21 protein-coding genes and 1 pseudogene are annotated in these 26,230 nt (G+C 58.8%); 10 read left to right on the plus strand and 12 right to left on the minus strand.

Going from position 1 to position 26,230, the window contains the following annotated elements:
- Genes ACXR0M_RS15800 through ACXR0M_RS15820 form a run of 5 tightly spaced genes read right to left on the minus strand, consistent with a single transcriptional unit; the run spans position 1 to position 6,769 of the window.
- Positions 1 to 1,245 carry an MFS transporter gene (locus ACXR0M_RS15800; RefSeq protein ID WP_458832736.1) on the minus strand — a complete coding sequence of 415 codons (1,245 nt, stop codon included), beginning with the start codon at positions 1,243 to 1,245 and terminating at the stop codon, positions 1 to 3.
- Positions 1,246 to 1,258: 13 nt separating this feature from the next.
- A complete protein-coding gene (locus ACXR0M_RS15805) occupies positions 1,259 to 3,109 on the minus strand; it encodes an IucA/IucC family protein (protein ID WP_458832737.1) in 1,851 nt (616 codons plus the stop codon).
- A 39-nt stretch (positions 3,110 to 3,148) separates the two neighbouring features.
- Positions 3,149 to 4,309 carry an NAD/NADP octopine/nopaline dehydrogenase family protein gene (locus ACXR0M_RS15810; protein ID WP_458832738.1) on the minus strand — a complete coding sequence of 387 codons (1,161 nt, stop codon included), beginning with the start codon at positions 4,307 to 4,309 and terminating at the stop codon, positions 3,149 to 3,151.
- 28 nt (positions 4,310 to 4,337) lie between these two features.
- Positions 4,338 to 5,381 carry a PLP-dependent cysteine synthase family protein gene (locus ACXR0M_RS15815; protein WP_458832739.1) on the minus strand — a complete coding sequence of 348 codons (1,044 nt, stop codon included), beginning with the start codon at positions 5,379 to 5,381 and terminating at the stop codon, positions 4,338 to 4,340.
- Between the two features lie 14 nt (positions 5,382 to 5,395).
- Complete coding sequence (locus ACXR0M_RS15820; protein ID WP_458832740.1) at positions 5,396 to 6,769, minus strand: Y4yA family PLP-dependent enzyme; 1,374 nt, start codon at positions 6,767 to 6,769, stop codon at positions 5,396 to 5,398.
- Positions 6,770 to 7,482: 713 nt separating this feature from the next.
- Between ACXR0M_RS15820 and ACXR0M_RS15825 the strand changes: the two genes are divergently transcribed.
- From ACXR0M_RS15825 to ACXR0M_RS15840, 4 genes are all read left to right on the plus strand, one after another.
- The gene (locus ACXR0M_RS15825) at positions 7,483 to 7,884 is read left to right on the plus strand and encodes a transcriptional regulator (protein ID WP_458832741.1); all 402 of its coding nucleotides are present in this window, start codon (positions 7,483 to 7,485) and stop codon (positions 7,882 to 7,884) included.
- Between the two features lie 110 nt (positions 7,885 to 7,994).
- Entirely contained in the window at positions 7,995 to 10,235 is a 2,241-nt protein-coding gene (locus tag ACXR0M_RS15830) for a TonB-dependent receptor (protein WP_458832742.1), read from the plus strand.
- 66 nt (positions 10,236 to 10,301) lie between these two features.
- Complete coding sequence (locus tag ACXR0M_RS15835) at positions 10,302 to 10,670, plus strand: fe2+ zn2+ uptake regulation protein (protein ID WP_458832743.1); 369 nt, start codon at positions 10,302 to 10,304, stop codon at positions 10,668 to 10,670.
- Between the two features lie 82 nt (positions 10,671 to 10,752).
- Positions 10,753 to 12,612, plus strand: coding sequence for an ABC transporter ATP-binding protein (locus ACXR0M_RS15840; protein ID WP_458832744.1), 1,860 nt, complete (start codon positions 10,753 to 10,755; stop codon positions 12,610 to 12,612).
- Between the two features lie 51 nt (positions 12,613 to 12,663).
- Here ACXR0M_RS15840 and ACXR0M_RS15845 read toward each other — a convergent pair whose 3' ends face one another.
- Both ACXR0M_RS15845 and ACXR0M_RS15850 read right to left on the minus strand, forming a co-directional pair.
- Positions 12,664 to 13,446 carry an SDR family oxidoreductase gene (locus ACXR0M_RS15845; RefSeq protein WP_458832745.1) on the minus strand — a complete coding sequence of 261 codons (783 nt, stop codon included), beginning with the start codon at positions 13,444 to 13,446 and terminating at the stop codon, positions 12,664 to 12,666.
- Positions 13,443 to 13,769 carry a nuclear transport factor 2 family protein gene (locus ACXR0M_RS15850; RefSeq protein ID WP_458832746.1) on the minus strand — a complete coding sequence of 109 codons (327 nt, stop codon included), beginning with the start codon at positions 13,767 to 13,769 and terminating at the stop codon, positions 13,443 to 13,445. Before ACXR0M_RS15850 ends, ACXR0M_RS15845 begins: the two co-directional genes overlap by 4 nt.
- A gap of 102 nt (positions 13,770 to 13,871) precedes the next feature.
- Here ACXR0M_RS15850 and ACXR0M_RS15855 point away from each other — a divergent pair, with 102 nt between their 5' ends.
- Entirely contained in the window at positions 13,872 to 14,807 is a 936-nt protein-coding gene (locus ACXR0M_RS15855) for a LysR family transcriptional regulator (RefSeq protein WP_458832747.1), read from the plus strand.
- A gap of 50 nt (positions 14,808 to 14,857) precedes the next feature.
- Here ACXR0M_RS15855 and ACXR0M_RS15860 read toward each other — a convergent pair whose 3' ends face one another.
- Entirely contained in the window at positions 14,858 to 15,751 is an 894-nt protein-coding gene (locus ACXR0M_RS15860) for a LysR family transcriptional regulator (RefSeq protein ID WP_458832748.1), read from the minus strand.
- Between the two features lie 94 nt (positions 15,752 to 15,845).
- Here ACXR0M_RS15860 and ACXR0M_RS15865 point away from each other — a divergent pair, with 94 nt between their 5' ends.
- The gene (locus ACXR0M_RS15865) at positions 15,846 to 17,012 is read left to right on the plus strand and encodes an MFS transporter (protein WP_458832749.1); all 1,167 of its coding nucleotides are present in this window, start codon (positions 15,846 to 15,848) and stop codon (positions 17,010 to 17,012) included.
- Positions 17,013 to 17,110: 98 nt separating this feature from the next.
- Here ACXR0M_RS15865 and ACXR0M_RS15870 read toward each other — a convergent pair whose 3' ends face one another.
- The gene (locus ACXR0M_RS15870; protein ID WP_458832750.1) at positions 17,111 to 18,010 is read right to left on the minus strand and encodes a LysR family transcriptional regulator; all 900 of its coding nucleotides are present in this window, start codon (positions 18,008 to 18,010) and stop codon (positions 17,111 to 17,113) included.
- 121 nt (positions 18,011 to 18,131) lie between these two features.
- On the opposite strand from ACXR0M_RS15870, the gene ACXR0M_RS15875 reads away from it, so the two are divergent.
- The 3 genes and pseudogenes from ACXR0M_RS15875 to ACXR0M_RS15885 all read left to right on the plus strand — a co-directional run.
- Positions 18,132 to 19,562, plus strand: a complete 1,431-nt coding sequence (locus tag ACXR0M_RS15875) for an aldehyde dehydrogenase family protein (protein ID WP_458832751.1) — start codon at positions 18,132 to 18,134, stop codon at positions 19,560 to 19,562.
- Between the two features lie 103 nt (positions 19,563 to 19,665).
- The gene (locus ACXR0M_RS15880) at positions 19,666 to 20,106 is read left to right on the plus strand and encodes a hypothetical protein (protein WP_458832752.1); all 441 of its coding nucleotides are present in this window, start codon (positions 19,666 to 19,668) and stop codon (positions 20,104 to 20,106) included.
- 84 nt (positions 20,107 to 20,190) lie between these two features.
- Positions 20,191 to 20,388, plus strand: a pseudogene (locus ACXR0M_RS15885) (hypothetical protein); the annotation flags it as partial.
- A 77-nt stretch (positions 20,389 to 20,465) separates the two neighbouring features.
- Here the strand turns inward: ACXR0M_RS15885 and ACXR0M_RS15890 are convergent.
- A complete protein-coding gene (locus ACXR0M_RS15890; RefSeq protein WP_458832753.1) occupies positions 20,466 to 21,587 on the minus strand; it encodes an SMP-30/gluconolactonase/LRE family protein in 1,122 nt (373 codons plus the stop codon).
- Between the two features lie 340 nt (positions 21,588 to 21,927).
- On the opposite strand from ACXR0M_RS15890, the gene ACXR0M_RS15895 reads away from it, so the two are divergent.
- Positions 21,928 to 22,410, plus strand: a complete 483-nt coding sequence (locus ACXR0M_RS15895; protein WP_458832754.1) for an N-acetyltransferase family protein — start codon at positions 21,928 to 21,930, stop codon at positions 22,408 to 22,410.
- A 52-nt stretch (positions 22,411 to 22,462) separates the two neighbouring features.
- Here ACXR0M_RS15895 and ACXR0M_RS15900 read toward each other — a convergent pair whose 3' ends face one another.
- A complete protein-coding gene (locus ACXR0M_RS15900; RefSeq protein ID WP_458832755.1) occupies positions 22,463 to 23,080 on the minus strand; it encodes a dTMP kinase in 618 nt (205 codons plus the stop codon).
- 1,424 nt (positions 23,081 to 24,504) lie between these two features.
- Positions 24,505 to 25,134 (minus strand): DUF3885 domain-containing protein, encoded by a 630-nt coding sequence (locus tag ACXR0M_RS15905; protein WP_458832756.1) that lies wholly within the window; start codon positions 25,132 to 25,134, stop codon positions 24,505 to 24,507.
- Between the last annotated feature and the right edge of the window lie 1,096 nt (positions 25,135 to 26,230).

Genomic DNA, 26,230 nt, shown 5'->3' on the forward strand with positions numbered 1-26,230 from the left:
TCAGTCCGCGGGCGGGGCCGGGCTCGGTTGCAGGGCCGCCGGCCAGTAGCGCAGGGCGACAATCGGAATCAGCGCCACCGCGTAGGCCAGGCACACGAACAGATAGGTGTATTGCAAACCGTAGACCTGACTGAGCAGGCCGCCGGCGGAAATCCCCGCAATCGAGGCGAATTGCGCGGTGCCCTGGGCGATGCCCAGCACATGCCCCTGTTGCGAGCTGTCAGCGGTTTTCGAGATCAGCGCCATCAGCACCGGCGTGGTCGCACCGAGCAACACGCCCCAGATAAAGTAGGCCATGACGAACACCAGCGGATTGCGCGTGACACCCGCCACCCCAGTCAGGGCGATACAGCCGAGCACCACGTAGGTCATGCGCTGCAGGGTGTCCTGTTGGCTGCGGTGTTCGAAGTAACGCGACCACGCCGTGGCCGACAGAATGAAGCCCAGCGCGAGCAAACCGTAGCACAGGCCGACCACCGAATTGCTGACCTCGAATACCGAACTCACATACAGCGAAAACGAGGTCTGCGGCAGCATCCGCGCCAGCAACAGAATACCCATCACCCCGAGCAGCGACAGCAGCGGCGAGCCTTGCCAGAGGCTGCCCGCGCGGCTGGCGGGAGAGGTTTTTTCAGTCGCAGCGGCTTTCTTCACCGGCGGTACGTCGGGCAAGGTCACGGCGGCAATTACCGTGCACAGTGCACAAAGTGCCGAGGCGATGATGTTGATCCAGAAGAATGTCGCGTAATCGAGGATCAAGCCGCCGACCACCGCGCCGAGCAACGAGCCGACGTTGGTCGAGATCTGCAGGATGGCAAACAGTCGCGCTCGCCGCGAAGGCGCCTCGATGCTCACGCCATACGCCTGCGCCGGAGCGATATAGCCGGCGAAAGCACCCTGCAGAAAGCGCAGCAGCAGAATCACCCAGACGTCACTGAACAGGGCCAGCCCAAGCTGGGTCAACGACAAACCGGCGAGGGCGCGGATCATCATCAACTTGTGGCCGTAACGGTCGCCGATACGGCCCCAGAATGCGCTGGTCAGAATAATGCCGAGCATCGGCCCGACGTACACGGCGATGCTGGCGAAGCTGAAAACCGACTCGGACGTCGTCAGCCCACGCAGGTGGACAGGCCAGAACGGCCCGCTCATTTCCATCGCCCCCATCGACACCAACTGGATGGCAAACAGAAGATAAATCAGGATTCGTACTCTCGAACCCTGGATGACACCTGCATGGGACATGAGTCAGCCTCGGTTAAACGCTGGCGAGCGGGTTGGTCAACGTGTGTTGCAAACGGTAGTTGCTGTATTGCATCAAGTGCATGCGCAGCAACGAGCGGGTCGGCCATGGATCTTCGACGAACGCCTTGTGCTCGACTTCCCACAGCTGCGGCGAAACGCGATCACGCACGGCCTCGAAGGCCAGATCGGTTTCCTCGCGCAATACCTGCCACAGCCGCGTGTCGTTCAAGCCGTACTCCTTGCTCAGCCAGATCGCCATCTCGTGCAGGTGCGTGAGGTACGCGGCATCGAGGACAAACATGCGCACCGGCTCGATATCGCCAGAGAACACGGTGGGCAGGATACCCGGCTGAACGTGCGGTTGCAGGCTGTAGCCACGGCCTTCGAGCAACGGCGCGTAAGTGCGGCCGTCACCGAAATCACGGATCAGCAGACCGCGCGGCTTGCCGTCAGGTGCGAACAGCACCATGGTGTTCTGTTGATGCGCTTCCAGACCGATGCCATACATCAAATAGATCGCCACCACCGGATGCGTGACCACTTTCGCGTATTCGCGGTACCAGTTTTCCACCTGCGCCGCCGTGGCCCGCACGCCGTTGCGTTCGATCAGATCGGTGAACAACGGACGACCGCTGCCGGGCAAGCGGGTGAACAATGATGCCACGGTAATCGGCAGGCAACCGTCGTCGCGTTCAAACGCCGGCTGGCTGGCGCGGTAGACCACGGACAGGTGACGCCCGGGATGATCGTCCTGGGTGACCGCGTTGCGGTAGCGCACGCCGATCTCTTCCGGGAAGATTTCCAGGCGCCCGTCGAAGCCGTTTTCCTTCTGCAGAATCTGCGTGATCAGCGTGCTGATGCGCGGCCCCATGTGAATCGATTTGGCTTGCAGGCTGCGCAACTCGCTGGTCATCCACACGGCAATCGGCAGCTTGATCAGCGGCGCGCAATCGTCGAGCACCGGCATCATGGTGCGGTAGGACATGGTTGGCAGAGTGCTGATGTCCGGGCCGTCGGTGAGCAGAATGCCTTGTTCGATTTCCGCGGCGAAGGTCTTCAGCACATAGGCCTGCAGGTGCCAGGCGTGAATCGGCAGCGGCAGCCATTCGCGCTCGTCCAGCCCCTTGCTCTGCAGCGCGGCTTTCCATTGTTCCCATTGCGCCGGGAAATGGCTGGCGAACCAGTCGTGGTAGCTGGTGACATGCGGCATGCTTTCGCTTTTGGCGTGTTCGGCGCGTAGCGAGGCAATGCGTAACGGCACCTGCGCGTTGAACTCCGGCGACAGTTGCTCGACTTCGTCATCCGTCAGGCCCGGCCGGGCTTTCCACGTCGGGTAAAACGGATGACCTTCCAGCGAACCCCACTGATCCAGCAGGATCGCCGCGTCCTTGGTGTTGGCGTGCTGGCGCAGGTAGTCGGTGAAGCTGTCGAGACCCTGCGCCCGGACTGCCTGATGCAACCGGGCATTCCATTGCTGGCGATGCTGGCGGGCATGCGCATCGTTGCTCAGGCTGTTTTCCATGTCGGACTTGAGCCCGGCCATGCCTTCGTCGGTGGGGGCGAAGTCCAAGCTGTCGCGCAGCACATCGAGCATGTCCTGGTGGCTGGTGATGGTCTGGCGGACGCCTTCGTCGGTGACCAGCACCACCTCGCCGTCATTGAGTACGGTGTCGGCCGGGGCTTTGACGATATCGCTAAAGGCCAGATGCGCGCGGCCGCCCTTGAGCGGGTAGGTGGCCTGGTTGCCCCCGGCGGAAAAAACCAGCGCCGACCGGTCGAGGATGTTTTCCGCGAAAAGGCAGCGAATCATGCGGCGCATGGCGTTTTTGCGGGAGTAGGCGATCAGTGTCTTGAAGTCATCCATATCAGCGGTCTGCTCGTCGAAAAAAGTGATTGAAAGGGTTCAAGCGGCGGCACTCGTGGTGCGTGGCCACTGGCGCGGGAAGTAGTCGAGCGCCGAGTCGCGCAGGCCATTCATGTAGTCCACGCTCCATTGCAGGACTTCTTCGATGTAGGGCAGCTTGAGGTCGAAGCGCCGGGCCATTTCCACCAGCAGCACCAGGCCGTAGGCCACGTCTTCGTTGAAGGCGCGGCTCTCGCGTTCGATCACATAGCCGGCGCGGTTGTCGGCGGCCGGCACCATGGGCGCGAGGATGTCGTTGTAGGCCTGATTGGTGCGCAGGATCGAGAGCATGCTGCTCGGGTCGCGGATCTGCTCGCCGTAGGCTTCGCTGATTTCCTGTTTCAACGACTTGACCGAGGACAGGTCGATGCCCAGGCGCTGGCTGATCACCGCGCACAGCTCCTGGCTCTCCTGGTCCATGCGTTCGAGGAAATACGCGCCCAGCTCCGGGCACTCGGTCCACCAGCACATGCGCTGCGGGAAGATCTTGCGGTGCCATTGACCGTAAGGGCCGATCAGCCCGTAGATCACCGAGCTGTGCATGATCGGGTTGCCCGGGGTCAGGGTGATTTCCAGATAGTCTTCGAGCATCGTCACGCACGGGCCGTACAGCCGAGTGAGGATTTTCTCCAGCTGACGGCGCGCGGTCTGTGGCTCTCGGGCATGGGTCGCCACATACAGTTGGCTTTTGCCGCCGCCCATTTTGATCGAGCGTCCCGGCGTCAATTCAAAAGCGGTATGGGGCACATCCTTCATGCCCCAGATCACCAGGTTCGGGCGGTCGGGCAGGGTGGCTTCGGCCAGCCAGTCGAAGCCGCAGAAACCCGGGATTGCGCCGATGTACACCGGTTTGCTGGCGTTCAGATGCGGCGCGATGTCCTTGAGCAATTGCGGCCGGACGTGGGCGGGCACGGTGATGATGACGATGTCGGCGTCCTCGACCGCGGCGCGGGCATCGGTGGTTACCCGATCCAGCCGGGCCTGCAGCGTGGAACCGTCGGGCAACAGCGCCTGCATCGGCGTTTGCCGGGCGTGCTGTTCGATGATCTCCAGATTGCTGGTGAGCATCGACACCTGAACATTGGGCAGTTGCTTGAACAGGATGGCGTTGAGATGGCCGGTCCTGCCACCCCCGCAAATAGCGACTTTCAACAGATTCATCGAGAGGCGTTCCTGTGTGAGAGGTGGGTCATGCGACGCTCAGTTGCAGCGGCGCGGAAACGGAATCCAGCCATTGGGTCTTGCCCAGCCAGGCGTCCAGTTGCGGGGCGATAGTCGGATCAACCAGGTCGCGGTCCTGCAGCCATTGCTCATCGAACACGGTGTGCAGGTACTTCTCGCCGCCGTCGGCAATCGGCACGACCACGTTGCCGCTCAGCACGCCTTTATGGATCAGCTCCAGCGCCTTGAAAATCGCGCCACCGGTCGAACCGCCGACCAGCAAGGCAAAGTTGCGCGCGAAGTAGCGGGCGGTTTCGAACGCCTGGGAGTCGGTGACCTGCACGCCGAGGTCGATGCAGCTGTAATCGAGCACCAGACCCACGGTGTCGCCTGCCGGTGTGCCGGTGCCTGACTGGTAATAGGGGTAACCGGGATGACCGAAGACGATCGAGCCAGCGGGTTCCACGCCCACGGTAACGGTGTCCGGGTTGTGCACTTTCAGGCCGCGCGCGATGCCGGTCATCGAACCGCCGGTACCGACACAACCGACATAGGCACCGATTCCGCCCTCGGCCTGAGCAATGGTTTCGCGCACGAAGTCGCTGTAGCCGCCGGCATTCGCTGCGTTGTCGGACTGGTTCATGAACACCGCGCCAGGAATCTGCGCGGCCAGTTCGGCGGCCATCTGCTGACGCTCGACCACCGCGACCTCATCTTCGCGATAAGTGCCTTTGACAAAACGAATGTCGGCGCCCAGCGCTTTCATCACGGCGATTTTGTCCTGGGCGGCGTGATGATCGACCACGGCGATGAAATGCAGACCGAATTCGACGGCGGCCATGGCCAGCCCGATGCCGGTATTGCCGGAGGACGATTCGACCACCACGCCACCCGGTTTCAGCCGACCGGACTTGAGCGCGGCCAGCACCATGTTGCGCGCCATGCGGTCCTTGATACTGCCGCCGGGATTGTTCTTTTCAATCTTCAGTAATAAACGCGCATCAGTGTCGGGAATATCAATGCCCAACATCGGTGTATTGCCAATAAGGTCGGAGACTTTGTTCAATATCATTGCAAGTGTTCCCTTTAGTAGTCAGGTGAAAACATATAGTTACCTTCCGTACAGCAGGTCGCCGTCAGCCGCCGGGGCAGGGGGTGGCGATGAAACTCGTTCTCCAGCAAGTCCATTTGATAGCCGGCGGTATTGATATAAATCAATAAGTCGCCGGGCTGTGGTGCAGTGGCAAAGTTGATCAGGCGATGGGTGATGACATCATCGTCCAGACAACTGTGGCCGGCGATAAAGGTTTGAGTTGGAATAAGCGGTGGGTCTTGCGCGCTGATCAGTATCGGATCCACCAGATATTCCGAGGTGAACCAGGTCTCACAGGCGCTAAAACTGCTGCCTTCGACAAAAATGACTGTTTTGTTATCGGCAAGCTGTTTGCTGCGCGTAACGCGAAATACGGAAATCGCCGCTTGGTCGACCAGACTTCGGCCGGGCTCAAGCGCCAGGGTTATATGCTCTCGTTGCAAATAGTTGGCAATGCTCAGCCCCGGCGAGTGTTCGGCGTCGAGTAATAAATCCAGCCATTGTGCTGCCGTCAATTCGGCGCCGTATGGGTAATAAGCCTCGGGCACTTTCTGGTTGGAGTAATGGCTTGGCTTATTGTCATTTTGCAGGAAGTTGGCATACGCCTGCGGCTCGACATAGCGGATCGGCAAGCCGCCACCGATATCGATCATGCGCGGTTGCAAGCCCATTTCCCGTGCCGCTTCAACGAATCCGCTGACCTCACGTAACGCTTGCGCGCGGGATTCGAATCCATAGCCGCCCAAGTGAAAATGAAAGCCCTCGAAATGAAAAATATCAGCGCGTCGGGCCAGCCTTTGCAGACCTTCGAGCAGGTCTTCAGGGCCCATGCCAAAGCGGCTTTTGACGGCGCTTGTTGGCCTGTAACGCAGTAAAACCCTGGCTTTGGCGGGTACTTCGATCACGCTTTGCAGGTGCTCGAACTCTTCCAGTGAATCGAGGCAAATCAGCGCGCCAACCTCTACCAGTGCCTGATGAAATACGGCGGTTTTCGCCGGTCCGGTGGCGCAGATTCGGGCGCCGGGCGTACCCGCTCGCAGTGCCGCCTGCAATTCGTGGACACTCGATACATCGACGCCGATTGCCGAATCGGCCGCGGCACCGAGCAGGCTTTGTGACTTGTTGGCCTTGGCGCCGTAGAAGATTTCCCACGCTACATTGTGCTGTTTCAACACAGCCGTTAAAGCTTGTGTATTCAAGGCAAAGGCGTGCGGCCAAACCAGATTCAGCGGCGATCCGTAGTGTTTGACCAGATCGACAAGTTTATCCGGGAAATTATTGATAAACGTTGAAATAACTGGATCGATCAACGGCTTTAACATGTGCGGTTGATATATTTTTGCCGTCCGTAAGTTTGTCGCAGGCATAGTTAACCCCTAGCGCCGAAAATGCTTTCGCCATTGTCATTTCGATAACTGGCAGTTATCGACGGATGCAGTCTTTTCGCTCGTCAGAATACGAGGTCTTAAACAAATTCAAGGCGGTGGCCAGACGATATGTAAACAGGATTGCGTATCGCCGGGCGTAATGATTTGTTCACAAAACAAGTGCATGGGAACCCCATTCCATAAGGTTTGTACGACTGTTCCAATTGGCCATTAGTTAATGGCCAGCGCTCGGTAAATGGGCAGTGACTGGTATTTAAATGACATCACTGGCCTGTACTTCCCCACGGGCTGATTACGTGCTGTGAAACGAGGATAGTTCCTCTTGGCGGCGTGAACAATATTGCGAACAGGAACGATTATCAAGTAAGGTTTTCAAATATTTTTGAATAAAGACCTGCGCTGGACGCATCAATGAACGTGTATTTACACGCTCAAGGAAGCGTTCGCCCAAAGTTTAAAAAAACCGCTTAATACCTTGATCAACAAGGCATTGGCGGTTGTTTCGAGACGGCTGGCAAAGGCCCGCAAATTGGTGGCCGGAGACGCCGAAAAAAGTCGCAGAAAACCACGACTGGTTCACGCTCAGGAGCTACGCCATGCAATCCGATCGACTCAGCAGAAAACCCCCACTCGCGATCAGCTTTCCGTCCGGTCCCGATCCCCGCGGAACCATGTCGAGCCAGGAGGTCACCATGCATCACGGATATCAGATTGCGCTGCGACCGCTGTGCGAGGTTCTGCAATCGGAGCACGTCGATCCAGCCAATGTGACGCTGCTGCGCGAGTCAATTGTCCGGGCCGGGCATTGGCTGGAACCGATCATCGTCGAGCGCTCGCGCGGCATCGTCATGGATGGCAATCACCGCTTCAACGCGGCGTTGCAACTGGGCTTGAAACGCGTGCCGTGCATCCAGCTCGATTACGCCGATCCGCGAGTCTGCGTGCGGCATTGGCAGACGGGGCAGGCGTTCGAAGTCGCGCGGATTTTCAGCACCATCGCCCGTGGCGAGATCTTCCCGTACAAGACCACTCGGCATGCGTTCGACCCGGCCTTGCCGCGGGTTGCGATACCGCTGGAGCAGTTGTACGACTGAGCGCAGACGAGGCAAAACAAAAAAACTTTGCAGCAGGTGATACTTTTTCGCCGACCGACTGGCAATAGGAGTGATTAGCATTTTCTCTTGTTGAAAAGGATCCTCACGTCATGCCTGTTGTCAGTCGTCCTTGCGGTGAGCGGGTATTAACACTCGCCGTGCGTACCGCCTTGTTGAACTTCGTTCTGGTCGCAGGAAGCGCCAATGCCTGGGCGGCCAGCCCCGAGCAGAAAGACCTCGCCGCCGATTCGACCTCGAACGCCGCGCCAGTCACTTTGGGCGACACCAGCACGGACGCGCTGACCCTCGACACCACCAACATCAACGCTCGCTACAACGGCCCGACCGCATTGCCCGAAGTGCTCGCCGGTGGCCAGATCGCACGCGGTGCGCGGCTCGGCATGCTGGGCAACAAAGATGTGATGGACACGCCGTTCAGCGTCACCAGTTACACCGCCAAGACCCTCGCCGATCTGCAGACCGTCACCGTTGCCGATGCACTGGAACGCGATCCTTCGGTGCGTTCGACCGGGCAGACCGGCGGCATCGTCGATTCGTTTTTCATTCGTGGTTTTCCGGTCGGCGAGGGCAACCTCGGTGAGCTGGCGTTTGACGGCGTGTACGGCGTCGCGCCCAATTACCGGGTATTCACCGACTATGCCGAGCGGGTCGAAGTGCTCAAGGGGCCGGGCGCGCTGATGTACGGCATCTCGCCCAACAGCGGCGTCGGCGGGGTAATCAACATCGTGCCCAAGCGTCCGCTGGACGAGGACCTGACACGGGTCACCACCAGCTACGCCTCGGATTCGCAGGTGGGCGGTCACCTTGATCTCAGCCGCCGCTTCGGCTCGGAGAATCAGTTTGGCGTACGCTTCAACGGCAATCTGCAAGGCGGCGATACCGCCATCGATGATCAGCACCGTGACCTCGGTGTGGGAGCCATCGCCCTGGATTATCGCGGTGAGCGGCTACGCCTGAACCTCGATTACATCAGCCAGAAAGAAAGCTGGGAGGGCGCCTCGCGTCCGCTCACCGTGGCACCGGGCGTCGATGTGCCGTCCGCGCCGAATGGCCGCACCAACGTGTCGCAGGACTGGGGCTGGTCTGACACCAAGGAGCAATCGGCATTGCTCGGCGGTGAGTATGACCTGAGCGACAGCCTGACCGTGTTCGCCCACGCCGGTGGCGGCAAGTCCGACGTCAAGCGCCTGTCCGACCAGGTGCCGCGCATCCTCAATCAAGCGGGGGATACCAGCAACATTCCCGGTTACTACAAATTCAACGTCGATCGCTCGACCGCTGATGTCGGCCTGCGTGGGGTGTTCGCCACCGGGCCGATCACCCATACCACCACGTTGATGGCGACCCAGTATCAGGATGAGCTGTCGCGCGGGATCAACAACGGCAGCGAGGTTCGTTCCAACATCTACCACCCGATTGATGTACCCCGGCAATACCTCAACTCGCCGAAAGTGCTGCGGGTGTCCGAGTCGGACCTGTCCGGCGTGGCGCTCACCGACACCCTGTCGATGCTCGATGACCGCTTCCAGCTGACCCTCGGCGTGCGTCGTCAGGACATCGAGTCCCGTAACTACAATGCCGCCGGCTCGGTCAGTTCGAAGTACAACGACAGCGCCACGACCCCGCTGGTCGGCGTGGTGGTCAAGCCGTGGGAAGACGTTTCCCTCTATTACAACTATGTAGAAGGCTTGAGCAAAGGTGATATTGCTCCGGGCACGGCGGCCAACGCCGGCGAGACGTTCGCCCCTTACGAATCGAAGCAGCATGAACTCGGGGTGAAATACGAACACGGCACCTTCATGACCACCCTGGCGTTGTTCCAGATCGAGAAACCCAGCGGTGAAATCGGCGCCGGCAATGTGTTCTCGGTGCAAGCCGAGCAGCGCAATCGCGGAGTCGAGTTGAGCATGTATGGCGAAGTGGCGCCGGGCACGCGGTTGATGGGCGGCGTCACGCTGCTAGACGGCGAGTTGACCGATTCCGCCACCGCAGCCAATCGCGGCAACAAACCGGTCGGTGTGCCGGACGTGCAGGCCAATCTGTGGGCCGAATGGGACACGCCGTGGCTGGAGGGTTTCACCCTTACTGGTGGCGCAATTTACACCGACAGTCAGTACGTCAATCAGGCCAACACCCAGGAGCTGGATTCGTGGACGCGAATCGATGCCGGCGCGCGCTATGCGACCAAAATCGAAGGCCGGCCAACCACATTCCGTGCCACGGTGCAGAACGTGTTTGATCGCGAATACTGGTCGGGCGTCGCTTCGTATGGGGCGTTCTCGCCGGGCTATCCACGCACCTTGCAGCTTTCCGCAACGGTCGATTTCTGATGCGGCAGGACAGGCGCGGCCGAATGCCGTTGCCTGCCCGGTTTGTAGATCAACAGGAGTTTTCGCATGTTGAACCACCGGTCATTCACGTCATCTGACACCGCTCGTCGGTATCCGGCCTCGACCCATCCGTTCGCGCTCGAGTCCGCATGCAGCGCCAACCGTCACATCCGCGAGATGCTGCACGCCCACGGTTTGCGCACCAGTCTGTTTCGTCTGAAGGTGATCAATGCATTGCTGCTCGCCACCCAAGAGCAGCGGGCGATCGGCGTGCAGGGCGTGCACAGCTATATAGAAGCGTCTTTTGCGCAGATGACCCAGGTCGGTGTTCGCGAAGTGCTCAAACGTCTTGCCGAAGTGGGCGTGGTGGCCCTGCAGCCGGACCGCAGCTATCGCTTTACGCCGCAAGCGTGGGCCATGCTCAAGTCGTCCTGAGCCGCGCACACTTTTTCACAATGACCTCCCCGAATCCAATCGGTGGCAGAATCTCCCTGACTTGACTGTTTTGGAGATCACCATGCTTCGTGTGTTCGAACGAAGACTCGACCCTTTCCCGCCTGACGAAGTACCGCCGCCACCGAATGGTCTGGCCAGATTCCTCTGGGCCTGTACCCGAGGTGCCCGCGGCTACATTCTGGCATTGGCGCTGCTCAGTGCCGGCGTGTCGATTTATGAGGCGTGGCTGTTTTCCTTCCTTGGCCAAGTGGTGGATCTGCTCTCCACGTGGCAGGCCGGTGGCGAAGCGACAGCCCAGGAAAGCCGCGTGCTGTGGGGCATGGGCATCGTCATGGTGTTCAGTGTCGGGCTGGTGGCATTGCGCACCATGGTCCAGCATCAGATCCTGGCGATTAACCTGCCGTTACGTCTGCGCTGGGATTTCCACCGCTTGATGCTGCGACAGAGCCTGTCGTTTTTCTCCGACGAATTCTCTGGCCGCGTCACCACCAAAGTGATGCAGACCGCGCTGGCGGTGCGCGATGTGTTGTTCACCATGATCGAGATCCTGCCGGGGATCGGCGTGTATTTCATCGCGATCATCGCCCTGGCCGGCGGCTTTGCGTTGAAGCTGATGCTGCCATTTCTGGCCTGGGTCGTGCTGTTCGGTCTGGCCATGTGGTACTTCGTGCCGCGTCTGGGCAAAGTCGGGCAGGAGCAGGCCAACGCGCGTTCGATGATGACCGGACGCATCGCCGATGCGTACACCAACATCACCACGGTCAAACTGTTCTCGCATTCCAACCGCGAGGCGCATTTCGCCCGCGCCGCGATGGAAGACTTCAAGCTCACCGGCTTCCGCCAGATGCGTCTGGTCAGCCTGTTCGAGATCGTCAATCAGGCGCTGGTGGTTGCCTTGATCATGTCGGCCGGCGGCTATGCGTTGTGGCTATGGCACCAGGGCGATGTCGGTGCCGGTGCGGTGGCAGCGATCACCGCCATGGCGTTGCGGATCAATGGCATGTCGAACTGGATCATGTGGCAAATGACCTCGCTGTTCGAAAGCATCGGCACCGTTCAGGACGGCATGGCGACGCTGACCCAGGGCACCAAAGTGCAGGACGCGCCGAATGCCGGCGTGCTGGTCACCCACGGCGGCGCGGTGACTTTCGACAAGGTCAGCTTCAACTACGGCGGCGAACGTCAGGTGCTCGATGGCCTGAGCCTGAGCATCCGTCCCGGCGAGAAAATCGGCCTGGTCGGCCGCTCCGGCGCCGGCAAATCGACGCTGATCAACCTGCTGTTGCGCTTCTATGATGTCGACAGCGGCGAGATTCGCATCGACGGGCAGAACATCGCGCACGTGACCCAGGACAGCCTGCGCAGTTGCATCGGCATGGTCACCCAGGACACCTCGCTGCTGCACCGCTCGATTCGCGACAACATCGCTTATGGTCGCCCCGATGCAACCGACGAACAGATCCGCCGCGCCGCCGCCAGCGCCCAGGCCGACGAGTTCATCAGCCAACTTAGCGACCGCCAGGGTCACACCGGCTACGACACCCTGGTCGGCGAGCGTGGCATCAAACTCTCCGGCGGCCAGCGCCAACGCGTGGCGATCGCCCGAGTGATGCTGAAGAACGCGCCGATCCTGCTGCTCGACGAAGCTACCAGCGCACTGGACTCGGAAGTTGAAGTGGCGATTCAGGAAAGCCTCGACGACATGATGCAGGGCAAAACCGTAATCGCCATCGCCCATCGCTTGTCGACGATTGCCGCCATGGACCGCCTGATCGTCATGGACGATGGCCGAATTATTGAGCAGGGCACCCACGCTGAATTGCTGGAAAAGAACGGCGTGTATGCGCGGCTTTGGGCGCATCAGAGCGGTGGGTTTCTGGGTGAGGATCGAGGGGTGATCGAGGCGGTGGATCCGGCGTGAGTGGGGAGGGCGCAGAGCCGGCTTGAACTGTAGCCGGCCTGCGCCCGCCGCTCAAAGCGTCGACAGGGTACCGCCATCAATACGATGCTCGGACCCTACGATCGAAGCAGCGCGTGGCGACGCCAGGAAGGCGATCAAGTCCGCGACTTCCTGAGGCTTGGCCGGCCTGCCCAGGGGGATGCCGCCTATCGCGTCCATGATGATTCGTTTGCCGCCTTCGTAGTCTGTACCGGCCTGGGCCGCCATCCGATCGGCGAATCTTGTGGACGCTTCGGTCTCGATCCATCCCGGCGCGACGCTGAGTACACGCACCCCTTTGGGCATGACTTCTTTTGCCAGGGATTTGCTGTAAGTGGTGAGCGCGGCCTTGGCAGCGGCGTAGGCGGTAGTGGATTCGGGCAGCGGCATCAGACGCTGGATCGAGCTGACGTGGACGATCACGCCCGAGCCTTGCGCCAACATTGATGGCAGCAAGGCGCGGTCCAGGCGAACGGCAGGCAGCAGATTCAAATTCAGTTCTGCCAGCCATTGCTCGTCGCTGATGGCTGCAAATCCGCCGACCGGAGTAGTCGAGCCGCCAAGCACATTGATCACGATATCGACACCGCGCCACTTCTCAAGCACAGCCTGAGCGAGGTGAGCCACGCCGTGTGCCGTGGTCAGATCGGCACCGATATAGGTCACGCCTGCCACGGGTTGCGATGACACGTCGCGCGCCGATGTCACCACTTGCGCGCCAGCCTCCGTGAGGGTCTGAACGACCGCAGCACCAAGACCCATCGTGCCACCGGTGACGACTGCACGCAGGCCATTGAGTTGAAGATCGAAGCTCATAGCGTGATCTCCAGCGACGTGATCAGGCCGCGTTCAAGACGAAAGCGGTAGGTGAGAACGATCGGGCTACCAGGGAAATTGCCGGTGACATTGGCTCGCACCAGATGGCGCTCGTCCTCTCGCTCAATGGAAATTGGCACAGTGGTCGCGTTGTACTTGGCCGAAGCCTCAGCCATGAAGGCCTTGATGGCGTTGATGCCGGTATAGGTGTGACCGACGTCATTCATCACGGCTTGCGCCGTGAAGCAATGCGCCAGCGCTTCTGGATTGTGTTCGGCCGCGAAGTAGGCGGCAATCGGCTCGGGAAGGGGCAGGGCAGGCATGAGTTTGTCTCCAGGGAATCAGTGAAGGCCCTAGGATGTGTGCCAGACAGTATTAAATTAATCCCATAGAATCCGCATTGGCTATGTAGGGAAAAATACATAATGCGTGGATCCGATTTTGCTGAGCTGAAAGCCTTTGTGGCCATCGTGGAGCGCCAGAGCTTCGCCCGCGCCGCAGAGCATCTGGGTCTCTCGCCCTCGGCACTGAGCCAGACCATTCGCCAGCTCGAAGCCCGACTGGGCGCACGCCTGCTCAATCGCACGACCCGCAGCGTCGCGCCCTCGGCCAGTGGTGAGCGCCTTTACCGGCGTATCGCCCCGTTGTTTCAAGAGATGGCGGTTGCCGTCGCCGAAGCCAGTGAGGCGACAGGACAAATAAGCGGCACTCTGCGCATCAACACCCCGGGAATCGCCGCCCGAACCCTGATTGCCCCGCGCCTGGCACGTTTCCACCAGGCGTACCCGGATGTGCTGCTGGATATCGTGGTCGACGACGCGCTGGCCGACATCGTGCTTGGCCGTTTCGACGCCGGCATCCGTGTCGGTGGCCGCCTTGAAAAAGACATGGTGGCCGTTCGTCTCACCCCGGACCTGAAGATGGTCGCCGTGGCGTCTCCTGACTACCTCGCGCGACGCGGCACGCCGCATTCACCTGCCGAGTTACAAGATCATGCGTGTATCAACTGGCGTCTGCAGATGGAAGGCCGGCCCTACCGCTGGGAGTTTCAGGATCGCGGGCAACCACTGGAAGTGGCGGTGGACGGCCCGGTGATCACCAATCACCCGGACATCGGCATCGCTGCCGCGCTGGAGGGGCTGGGGATTGCCTACCATTTCGAGGCAGAAGGCGTGGGCGATCTTGTGGCCCAAGGGCGGCTGGTGCAGATTCTTGCCGACTGGTCGATTTCGCGTCCAGGGCTGTTTCTCTATTATCCCAACCGACAACACCGACCCGCCGCGTTGGGCGCGTTTATGGATTGCCTGCTGGATCGAGGGCCTTTGTTCGGTGTTGCGCCGCAAGCTGTCGGTGATGCATAAGACGGGTGTGCTGTTTGCTTGCCATCGCAGATATCTGCTTTCGCCTCCGCTCACATCCGGTGATGTTCCACCAGAAAGTCCACAAACAACCGCACTCGCGCCGGCATCGCCACCCCACCTGCGAACACCGCATGAATCGGTTCCTGATCGCCGGGATTACAGGTTTCCAATAACGCCACCAGGGCGCCGCGCTGCAGGTCTTCGCTCACGGTGAACTCGCCGATACGGGCAATCCCGGCGCCGACCCGTGCGAGTTGGGCTAGTGCTTCACCGCTGTTGCACTCGATGTTGCCGCTGACTTTCAGGGAAAACTCTTTGCCATCGCGCAAGAACGGCCAGTTGGGTTCGGCACGCCGGAAGTTGAAGCGCAGGCAATTGTGGTTCAGCAAGTCTTCCGGTTGCTGGGGCGTGCCGTGGCGCTGCAGATATTCGGGCGAGGCCACCACGACCTGGCCGGTGACGCCAATCCGGCGCGCGGTCAGCGGGCTGTCGGGCAGATGGCCAAAGCGGATCGCGACGTCGGCCTGTCCACCGAGAATGTCCACCACTTCGTCGCCGAGGGTGAGGTCGACGACGATGTTCGGGTAACGGGTGCTGAAGGCTGCGACCAGGGGAACGATGGCCAGTCGGCCATGGCCAAGGGCGGCACTGACGCGCAATCGGCCCTTGGGTACGCCCTGATCGGCGATGGCTTCTTCGACTTCGTCCATGTCGGCGAGGATACGCCGGGCGCCACGCAGGAACGCTTCGCCCTCGGCCGTGAAGGTGATCGCCCGTGTGGTGCGCAACAACAAGCGGGTGCCAAGACGTTGCTCGGTGCGCGCGATGATCCGACTGACCGCCGAGGGCGTCAGGCCCAGCGCCCGTGCCGCGGCCGACAGGCTGCCTTCCTGCGCCACCGTGGTGAACACGCTCATTTCACCCGACCTGCCGTTGAAATCCACTTGTGCCTCCTGCGCAAAGGTGATTACCAAAAACGCTATCTACCGCTGGAAAAGGCAGGATCGTAGCATCTGCAGCATAGATAAGGAGCCTTCCATGCGTATCAATCCACCACTTGTCGCACTCGCCATCGGTGCCTTCGGCATCGGCGTCACAGAATTCGCCCCCATGGGCATGTTGCCGGGTATCGCTGCGGACCTGGGCGTTTCCATTCCCGCAGCCGGTCTGCTGGTCAGTGCTTATGCACTGGGCGTATTGCTCGGCGCACCGCTGATGACCCTGACCACCGGCCGGATTCCCCGGCGCTATCTGCTGATCGGGCTGATGGCGATTTTCACCCTGGGTAATCTGATGTCCGCCCTGGCCACGGATTACTACAGCCTGATGATCGCCAGGGTGGTGACCTCACTGAACCATGGTGCATTTTTTGGCGTCGGCTCCATTGTCGCCGCCAGCGTGGTCGCCCCCGAAAAACGTGCAGGAGCGGTGGCGGCAATGTTCATGGGCCTGACCCTGGCGACCATCGGCGGTGTGCCGATGGCCGCGTGGTTTGGTGAACTGTTCGGTTGGCGGACCGCGTTCTGGGGGATTACCGGTCTCGGCCTGATGACCATGGCTGCATTGTGGTTCGCGCTGCCTGACGTGCGGGCGCCGCAAGGCGTTGGAGCCATGGCGGAAATTCGCGTGTTGGGACGTGGCCCGGTGCTGGCTGCGCTGGCCCTGACCGTGGTCGGTTCGAGCGCGATGTTCACCGTCTTCACCTATATCGCACCGATCCTCAGCAGCGAGACCCATGCGTCCAGCGCCTACATCACGGCCATGCTGATGCTTTTCGGCGTCGGGTTGACGCTCGGCAACATGTGGGGCGGCAAGGCTGCTGACCGCTCGATCGATCGTACCCTGATCGTCTCGCTGAGCGTGCTGATTGTGGTGTTGTTGGCGTTCACCGTACTGATGCGCTGGCCACTGCCGGCCGCCGTGTCCATCCTGATTTGGGGGATCGCCAGTTTTGCCCTGGTGCCGCCACTGCAGATGCGCGTCATGGAAGCGGCGAAGGACGCGCCCAATCTGGCCTCGGCGGTGAACATCGGCGCGTTCAATTTTGGCAACGCAATTGGTGCGGCGCTGGGCGGGGCGGTGATCAATGCAGGCCTGGGGTATCCGGCGATTTCCCTGGCTGGAGCAGCGATGGCAGGTTTGGGACTGTTGATGGTGTTGGCGCTTGCCTGGCGTTCCAGAAGGGTTGAAGCGGTAGCAGTTTGACGAGGAAAGCGGGGGGCTTCGTTACCCGCGAGGCGTGGCGGCAGCTTGTAGAAGCCTGCCGTTTCAGGCCTGCGTTCTGGGCTCAAAATACTCGGGAGTTAAGCCGTAGGCCGCAACGCCTGCGCCAGTTCAATCAGCGCGCGCAATCGCGCCGGTACGAAGCGATGGCCCGAGTAGTAAAGCCGTAGGCCGCCAAACGACGGGCACCACGGTATCAACACCGGCAGCAGCGCGCCGCTGGCCAGTTCCTTCTGGATGAACCACTCGGAAATGAAACCAATGCCCAGGCCTGACAACACGGCCTGCTTGATGGCCAGCATTTCGTTGGAGGCGAAGCGCACCGGCAGGTCCATCTGCAGCTTCTGGCCGTCGCGTTCCAGTTCCCATTGGTAGATCCCGCCATGGGCCATGCGCATGCCGATACTCCGATGCTTGAGCAGATCTCGCGGATGCTCGGGCACGCCGTGTTGTGCGAAGTAATCGGGGGTTGCCACCACCAGCATGCGGATGTCACCTGTCAGGGCCACGGCAATCATGTCTTGCGGCACATACTCTGCCAGGCGAATCCCGGCGTCGAAGCCACCGGCGATGATGTCGACCATGCCGGATTCGCTGACGATGTCGATAAGGACTTCGGGATAGCGCTGGGCGTAGTGCTTCAATAACGGCTCCAGCAACAAGTAGGCCGCGCCATGCGGGGCATTGATGCGCAACGTGCCGCTGGGTGCATCGGGGCCGACGCTGGCCTCTTCGCCTGCATTTTTGATTTGTTCCAACGCAGGTGCGATGCGCTCCACATAGCGCTGGCCGATGTCGGTCAGGGCGACACTGCGCGTGGAGCGGTTGAACAGGCGCACCTTCAAGCGCGCTTCCAGCCCGGCCACCGCGTTGCTCACGGCGGTGGTGGACATGCCCAGCTCCTGCGCCGCACCGCGAAAACTGCTGCGGCGCGCCACGGCCAGTACCACTTCCAGCTCGGTCATTCCTGTTCTGTGCATGAATTGTCCTGAATCCAGGGATGATTCATAAACCAAGGCCTGGCTTATCGGATTAATCAACCGTTCCTAGACTTCAGCACAAAGGCTCGATTCAGGCGAGCCATTTGAGCGAGGAGTCGCCATGCAACGCATTGAACACATCTACATCAACGGCGAATTCGTCGTTCCACACGGTCAGGAATGGTTCGACCTGCATAACCCGAGCACCGAGCAAGTCATCGGTCAGGTTCGTTTGGGCGATGCCCTGGATGCACAAAGTGCGATCGCCGCCGCCAAGGTTGCGTTTCCCGCGTGGTCTCGAACCCGCCGCGAGGAGCGCATTGCGGCTCTACAGCGCATGCACCGGGCCGTGTCGGCGAGGGAGGAAGAGCTGCTGGAAGCGATCCTCATCGAGTACGGCGCGCCGCTGGCACGCGGTCGCTCGATGGCGACGTATCCGGCCGACGTGATCGCGCACGCCATCGAGGCACTGCAAGCGTTCGACTTCGAGGAACAGGCCGGCATGGCCCGGGTCATTCTGACGCCCGTGGGCGTTGCCGGTCTGATCACCCCCTGGAACAGTAACGCGGGGTTCATCTGTAACAAGCTGGCCACCGCGCTGGCAGCGGGCTGCACTGCCGTGATCAAACCAAGCGAGATGAGCGCGTTACAGACGCAGGTCGTGGTCAGGGCATTGCACGAAGCAGGGCTGCCACCGGGCGTATTCAATGTCGTCAACGGGCGCGGCGAAATAGTCGGTGAGGAAATCGCCCGTCATCCCGACGTTGCCAAGATATCGTTCACCGGGTCGTCCGCTGTCGGCCAGCACCTGGTCAAAACCGGCGCTGAGACCATGAAACGCGTGACCCTTGAACTCGGCGGCAAGTCGCCCACCGTGGTGCTGGACGATGCGGATTTTCCGGCCATCATGCCGCTGGTGCTGCAAGCCGGATTTCTCAACAGCGGCCAGGCCTGCATCGCCGGTACTCGCATCCTCGTACCGCGCAGCCGGCTGGCAGAGTTCGAGCAGATAGCGAAGGAGGGCGTCGCCCGGATCCGATCGGGCGATCCGCGCAACACCGCCACCGACATCGGGCCGATGGTCAGCCAGAAACAATGGGAGCGAGTGCAGCGCTACATCCGCCTTGGCCAGGAAGAAGGCGCGACGTTGCTGGCAGGTGGCGAAGGTCGCCCGCAAGGCTTGAATGTTGGATGGTTCGTGAAGCCGACAATCTTTACTGATGCCAACAACCGGATGCGCATCGCACGCGAGGAAATCTTCGGGCCGGTGCTGACGATCATTCCTTACGAGGATGAAGTTGATGCGATCCGCATCGCCAACGATACGGACTATGGGCTGAGCGCGATGGTGCTGGGGGAAAGCGCTGAACGGTGTATGAACGTCGCCCGTCAGATCGATGCGGGACGCGTGCTCATCAACACTCTGGCCCACGAACCCCGTGCGCCGTTTGGTGGATTCAAGCAATCAGGCCTTGGGCGTGAAATGGGCAGGTGGGGGATGAATGCGTATCTGGAGCCGAAGGCGGTGGTTGGATACGAACCATTGGAATGAAAGCGAACTTGAGCGGGCCAGGCTAATCAAGCGCATCTTCAACGGGCATCGGTTAGAATCCGCAGCTTACTGCGACAGTACTTGCACCTAATTAGGAAATTCCATGACAAGGATGGCCGCTGTTTTCACGTTACTCAGTTGCATGGCGTCAGCCTCTGTATTGGCAGCGTCTGATTGTCCGTTTCCGCAGGGAATGCAGGCATCCATCGGCGCGTCGAAGCAAGCTATCGAAGCCAGGCAAGCGGGCGTTGCCAAAGATGATCTGCTCGCCAGGATTTCCCCTGTGGCGAACGGGCAGATGTCCCGGATGCTAAAGAGTATCGTCGACGAGGTTTACGATTATCCGGCATTGCTGCCCGAGGTATATGCCGCCTTTCGGTTCGAGCACTGCTTTGTTTCGCAGCAGCATGCCGAACAGGTGGCGGCTATCAAGTTTGCCGATGCCTATCCGTTGCTGAAGAAATGCGAACAGCTCGAACCGGAAGGCGCGCGACCGCCTTGTGCAATGCGCGTAGTGCATACGGTGACCGGAATTCCCGAGTAAGCGATCCGTTAATTTGCTCGCGGGAATGCATGCTGTGTTGTTGCTTCCTGACGTCGAGGGAGAGGTCGTCCCCACCTTGTCTACATCGAATGTCTTGAGCGCGTTGCGTATAAAGAGTTTTTAACGCTTTGGGAGCGCGGAGTGTTCGATAATCAGCGCTTGGGCCAAGCGTTCTATAACCATTTTCGGCTTCATCGTCTGGGCGACCAAACGCGCCTGTTCGGTCTCTATGAAACTGATGGAGATAAGGCGATGACCGCGATCTCCCGCCTGTTCAAAATCAGATATGGGAATGCCGCGCATCCTCGAATGCGCGGCAGCCCGATGCTCACCGATCCATGGCGAAACGAACCTCGATTTTACAACGCAAACGTAGTCCCGCGAGTGTTCACAAACAGCGAATAGAGCGAGTGACTGCTGGCCATGAACAGCCGATTCCCTTCGCGTCCTCCGAAGCACAGGTTAGGGCAGCGCTCTGGCAGCGAGATGTGCCCGATGGCTTTGCCCTGCGGATTGAAAACGCGCACGCCGTCGAGTTTTTCCAGGTCGGCCTTGGGATCGCCATTGCCGCCCCAGCCGCACCACAGGTTGCCCGCTTCATCGCATTTGATGCCATCGATCGCAGCGTATTCAAGCCCTTCGATGTGCTTGCGGCGCTCACCGAGGGTGCCGTCATCCTTCACTGTAATAGCCCAAATCAAGCGATTGGGCTTGGCGCGTCCTTCGACGACGTACAGGGTTTTTTCATCCGGAGAAAAGCACAGGCCATTGGGGCCGTTGAGGTCGTCGATGACCCGCGTGACTTTTTTGCTCTCGCCGTCGATGCGGTACACGGCGTGGGGTTGGGTCGGGGTGATTTTGTGGCCTTCGTAATTGTTGCTGGTCTGGAAGGGCGGATCACTGAACCAGATCGATCCGTCACTTTTGCAGACGATGTCGTTGGGCGAGTTGAAGGGTTTGCCGTCGAAGCTGTCGGCCAGCACGGTGATCGTGCCATTGGCTTCGGTGCGCGTGATGCGCCGGCCTTCGCTGGTGGTGGTGGAGCCTTCGCAGACGATCAGACGCCCTTGGCGATCCCGGCACATGCCGTTGGAAAAGTTGGAGTGTTCGCGGTACACGGAGAAGGTGTCAGTGATTTCGTCCCAGCGCATGATGCGATTGTTGGGGATGTCGCTGACCAACAGATAGCGGCCATCACCGACCCACACCGGCCCTTCGGCCCAGCGCATACCGGTAGCAAGTTTTTCAACACTGGCGTTAAAAATACGCAAATCAAGGAAGCTGTCGTCGAGGATGTGAATCATGGGATCAGGGTAGCGCTGACTCAAAGACTCGGCTGCCTCGGCGATTCGGGTGAAGGCGGTGCTGCCGACGGTGGCGAGCGTGGCGGAAACGGCGAGGGACTTTTTCAGGAAGCTGCGGCGGGTGTTGCCTACCGCGCGGTCTAGGCTTTCAGGCTTGGCGGACAGGGATGAGTCCATGTTGCGATCTCCGTGGTTTTATTGTTTTTGGGGGAGACGTAGTAATACCTTGTGATAGGACATCGTACAAGTTGTTCGTGGCCTCTGTTACTAAGCCCACGTGCGACCTCACTCAGATGATTCCCGCCGAGTCGAACAGCAGTGATCGCGCCTGTTTCATCGTTCACCTCCTGCCTGGACGGCTTTGGGCGGCTCTACGCCTTCCGCAATATTGGAATGACTGGTGCAGATTTCTAACGGGCTGCGATCGTGACCCACCGCGCTTCCCGAAAGTCAGGTCAGTCAAGCCAGACCGGGCTTTCTATACTGACTTTCCAGGATGGTAAACAGAGCGCAAAACATGCCCGTCACACCCAATAAAAATTCCCCGGTCATTTTGGTCCCGGCGCAACAAAGCGACTTGGACAATCTCGTAGCCATTCGAATTGAGGCCATGCGCGAGAGTCTGGAGCGCGTTGGACGATTTGATCCGGTGCGTGCGCGTGAGCGGTTTATCAGCGGTTTTGAAGCTCGCAACACGCACTACATCGAGGTATCTGGAGAGAGGGTTGGTTTTGTGGTGGTCAAGCGTCACCACAATGAACTCTTGCTCGACCATTTGTATGTGAGACCGCACGCGCAAGGATCAGGTATAGGCTCTGTGGTTCTCACTGAGATTTTCAAAGTGGCGGATGCGGCTGAGCTCGCTGTTAAAGTTGGAGCTCTTAAAGAAAGCGCTTCGAATCGCTTTTATATCCGCCATGGCTTCCAATTCGTCGAAAGCAGTGAATTCGACAATTATTATGTTCGTCAGAGCGCTCCGGCGGCTGGCCCGGCTAGCTAGCTGGATGTGTCTGTAAGCCGATCCAAGTCAAGGCCAGTGCAGCGAACCTCATCTACAGGGCATCAAGGACTCTATAGATCTCGGAAGTCACCTGCATCGTTGCATCTTCGATCGTGCCTTCATTACGGCACAAAACCCAGCCGTGATCTGCAATCGCTCGCTCGAACGCCTGGGTACAAGCGACATGTTCTTCGAGTTTATGGATCACCGTACTGCTTAGCCCGCGCCGTCGTGCCACTGCTCTTGCCCATGAAATATCCGGGGCGGTGACAACCCCGACATGCAGGTCTGGCACTCGTACGTTTCGCTCAATGTTCAGCTGGAGAATCTCCGCAAACGGGATTATCCGGCGAAATGCGGCATCAGACGGATACCAGCGATCGATCAAGATGATGCAGCCTGGTGGCTGTTTATCCAGCACGTGCCGGGAAATCCAGCTACGGCTATCAGCAAAGAGTTCGCAAACCCTCAACTCTAGATCCCAGGTGGGATTTCTGACGAGCTGGTTAACGAGGGCCATGGTTGCGCTCCTGTAGGGATCGCTTTTTTGCTCGCTTAGTCGAATCACCTTTTTGTTGTCGGCCCTCAATACTTTCGTAATGGCCTCCAACAGTGTGGTTTTACCGGCTCCCTTGGGCCCATCCAGAGAAACAAACAGCGGACGATTCATTGTTCAAATAACGCTTGATAGACGGTTTTATTGCCTGGCTCGCTCGCTGGAATTGCTTGGCGGCTATGCGAATCGAGTTGCGATGTTTTGTGAACTGACATTGATCAACACTCTAACCTGGTTTCTGGATAATCCGACATTCACGGCCCCCGCTCAGGGCAAATGTCTTGAGCCGCAGCGAGATGCGCGGCCACAATTTTCCTCGTCACGACTGACCGGAAATGGCCGAAAGCTGCCGTACACGAGCGACTGATTTCGGCCAATAGCAGTCAGTCAGAAGTCGTAAGAATGCAGTTCAGAATCTGAAAATTCAGCTCGATAATCACTGTGCGTCAGTGCCACTCCCTAAAGCAGTGCATGCATTGACGCGCACGCCAAGTCCTCAACTGCCCTCCGCAGAATGAGCAGCGGGCAATTTTTTGCTCGCATAGAGGCCTCATCCGATGGCGGAAATATTCCCAGACAACATTCGGATCAATATTTTCTCGGCGAACTATCTCATCTACTACTGGCTGATCACCCTTCTCGTGGAAAACCCCGATGATCGCTAGCGTTTCAATTGATGGACAGTAAGCAGTAATTGATTCGCCGCATCGATTACAAACACGTTGACCATAGTCAGTAGTCATAAATTCGTTTCAGTGGCTGGAACTGGAGATGACCTTTTACTTGACGCTGGGTGCAGTGACAACGTCTGCTTCTGGCCGAAAGCTGACGGCCAAGGCTGACCGTTTATGGTCGATTTCTGCCCGTCACGAAATGTCGTAATCGACCCAAAAAGGTCGCTGGGCAACGGTTACTTTCGACCTAGAACTGCCTCTCAGAGAGCTAAAGCTGAGGTTGTCACTCGTCAAACAGAGTCCAGCCATGACAAATGCATTCAAAGTCTTTTGCCGTAAAAATTAACACAAGTTCCTCTGGGTCAAATTTTGTGTACAGCCAGTGCCCAGGAACAGGGCCTCTCGTTATCACGTATTCCAAGCGGTACTTTTGAACAGCTGCAGAATTGAGAGAAGCTGAATTCAACTCAAATCTGTCACCTTGATTGAGCGCCCATAGCTTTAGAACGAGGCTATCATCGAGTACCACCTGTTCAGCTGTCTCCATCAGATGCCGTGTATGCAGTTTTTTTTGAAGCCTAACGCTTCTGGCCATAGATCAACCTATCTATAAACAATCCGAAGATCGCCATAATAATACTGGAACGCGGAGATGACCGTTTTGGGGCGATTTCAGCCGATTCCGACAGGCAGCTATTGGCCGATTGCTGCCTGTCACGAAGGTCTGCAATCGGCCAAAAGCGAACCTCAGATTCGTTCCGCTTTCGACCCTTGCAGCCATCGGGAATGACTCAAACCGGCCCGAAGGAGACGGTAGCCGTGTGAGCTGTGGGCTCGGTTTCAGCTCCAATATAAGCAATAAGGCTAGCGCGCAGGCTCTGCAAATGTGGTGTCCATCGTATGCCGGTCGTAATCCAGCAGGTATGTATGATGCAGACGATACAGCTGTGAAAGCAGACCTTTGTTGGGACCAACTACATCCATGCCTCTGTCGTCGTAGGGAAAAACCATTACGTGCTTCTTCAAATTCAAGAGGTATAAAACGCAATTGGGTTTAGGCTGAATTGCGGCAAAGTCCCTAGCCAAAGCACACCAAAGAAGTGCTTGAAGCAGAGTTGCAGGCGCTTCAAATGCGATGTTGATCCAATACTCCGGCTCCCTTGCGCAAAACCATTCCTCCGGATCTATCTCCTCACTCCAGACTGAGCGTTCCTTGGGTATGTTAACGCCAGCAGATCGAAGGGCATGAATCAGGGGCCGATGAGCAAATCGGTTGCTGCCAGAATGAATGCGCAGACAAGCAACAAGCGTCGCGTCATCAAGGAAGATATCGCTGCAGATCTCTGTTGATTTTCGTAGTGCTGTTAGAAATTGCTCAATCACTCCACCAGTTTCAGAGAGTTCAAAACGCAGGCCTCCTGGATAGGAATAGAAAAGTGGCCTGGCAAATGCTTTACCCCGAAAGATCCTATCAATTTCAAGTTGTAGATTCACTTGATCCCTTCATGGCTAATAGCCCGACTCCATAGTAGGGCGGTACAGACGGATTTTACTGTATACGTAAGATCTGAGCTAAGCCGAGAGAAGACGCCTGACCAAAGGGGATTACTCGCCATCAACGCGTAAGCGTCTAGGAACACACCTTCAGAATCTCGCCCTTATCGCGGGAGTCGGATAGGTGAGTCTGTTGGCCGGATACTTTTCTATTGCGCGTCCTTACACTTAGGGGACTGCGGCGCAGTGATGCGCTGCTGTTACCCGACGAAGGTGCAATTAAACCCTGCACCTTTGTTCCTCCATTGACCGGCACCGAGGACGATCTCTTGGATGCAATGAATACACGCGAGCTCGCAGAGCGCCTGTTAGAAGAAGGATGCAACCCGTCCATGTATGCCATCGGCTCCCGTGGCGGGGCGTCAGACACTTTTTGTCTAAGCTACAGGGACGCGCAGTGGCAGGTCTATTATACGGAGAGGGGGCTGGATTCACCGCCAATCTATGCCTCAGGCAGTGAGTCCCAAGCATGCGAGTTCTTCTTTAAGTACATCATGGCTATGCGTCATGACCACTGTGTTGGCTTCTTTAAGTCCCAAGACAACGCCGTGGCCCTGGAGCACGAGCTCAGAGAGCTAGGGGTAATTAGTTGGTCTGATCAAATTCCCTACGGTGGTAAACACGATCCTCGGTACCGAGTCTTTGTCACCGGTAAGGAGATATTCGTGGCCAGAGAAGCCCTTGGCGAATTACCGCGACGCGACACTGGTGCTTAATCGGGGGAGCAATGGAACAGTGCGACCTGAAGTCATACGTTCGGGCATCAAGCTTTGCATGATCAGACCGGCTGCCCCCTATGCGGCAGCAACTCGGACTCGCCCGCTGCGTCGGCAGGTCACGCTCTACGCATTTCCTCGTACGAAGCATCGACGAACATGATGTGCTCATCGCAAGCAGCTTCAGTTACATCCCGGATTATTTCAGCAAGAGTATCAACATCCCCCCCGGAGCTTCGATGCAGGCCAGGCGTCCGGGTGACCAGTCGATGACAGAGCACTGTGGATGTTTCCCTAGCAGTGCGGCCAGGGCCTCTTGA

It is taken from the genome of Pseudomonas sp. Eth.TT006, assembly GCF_054456575.1.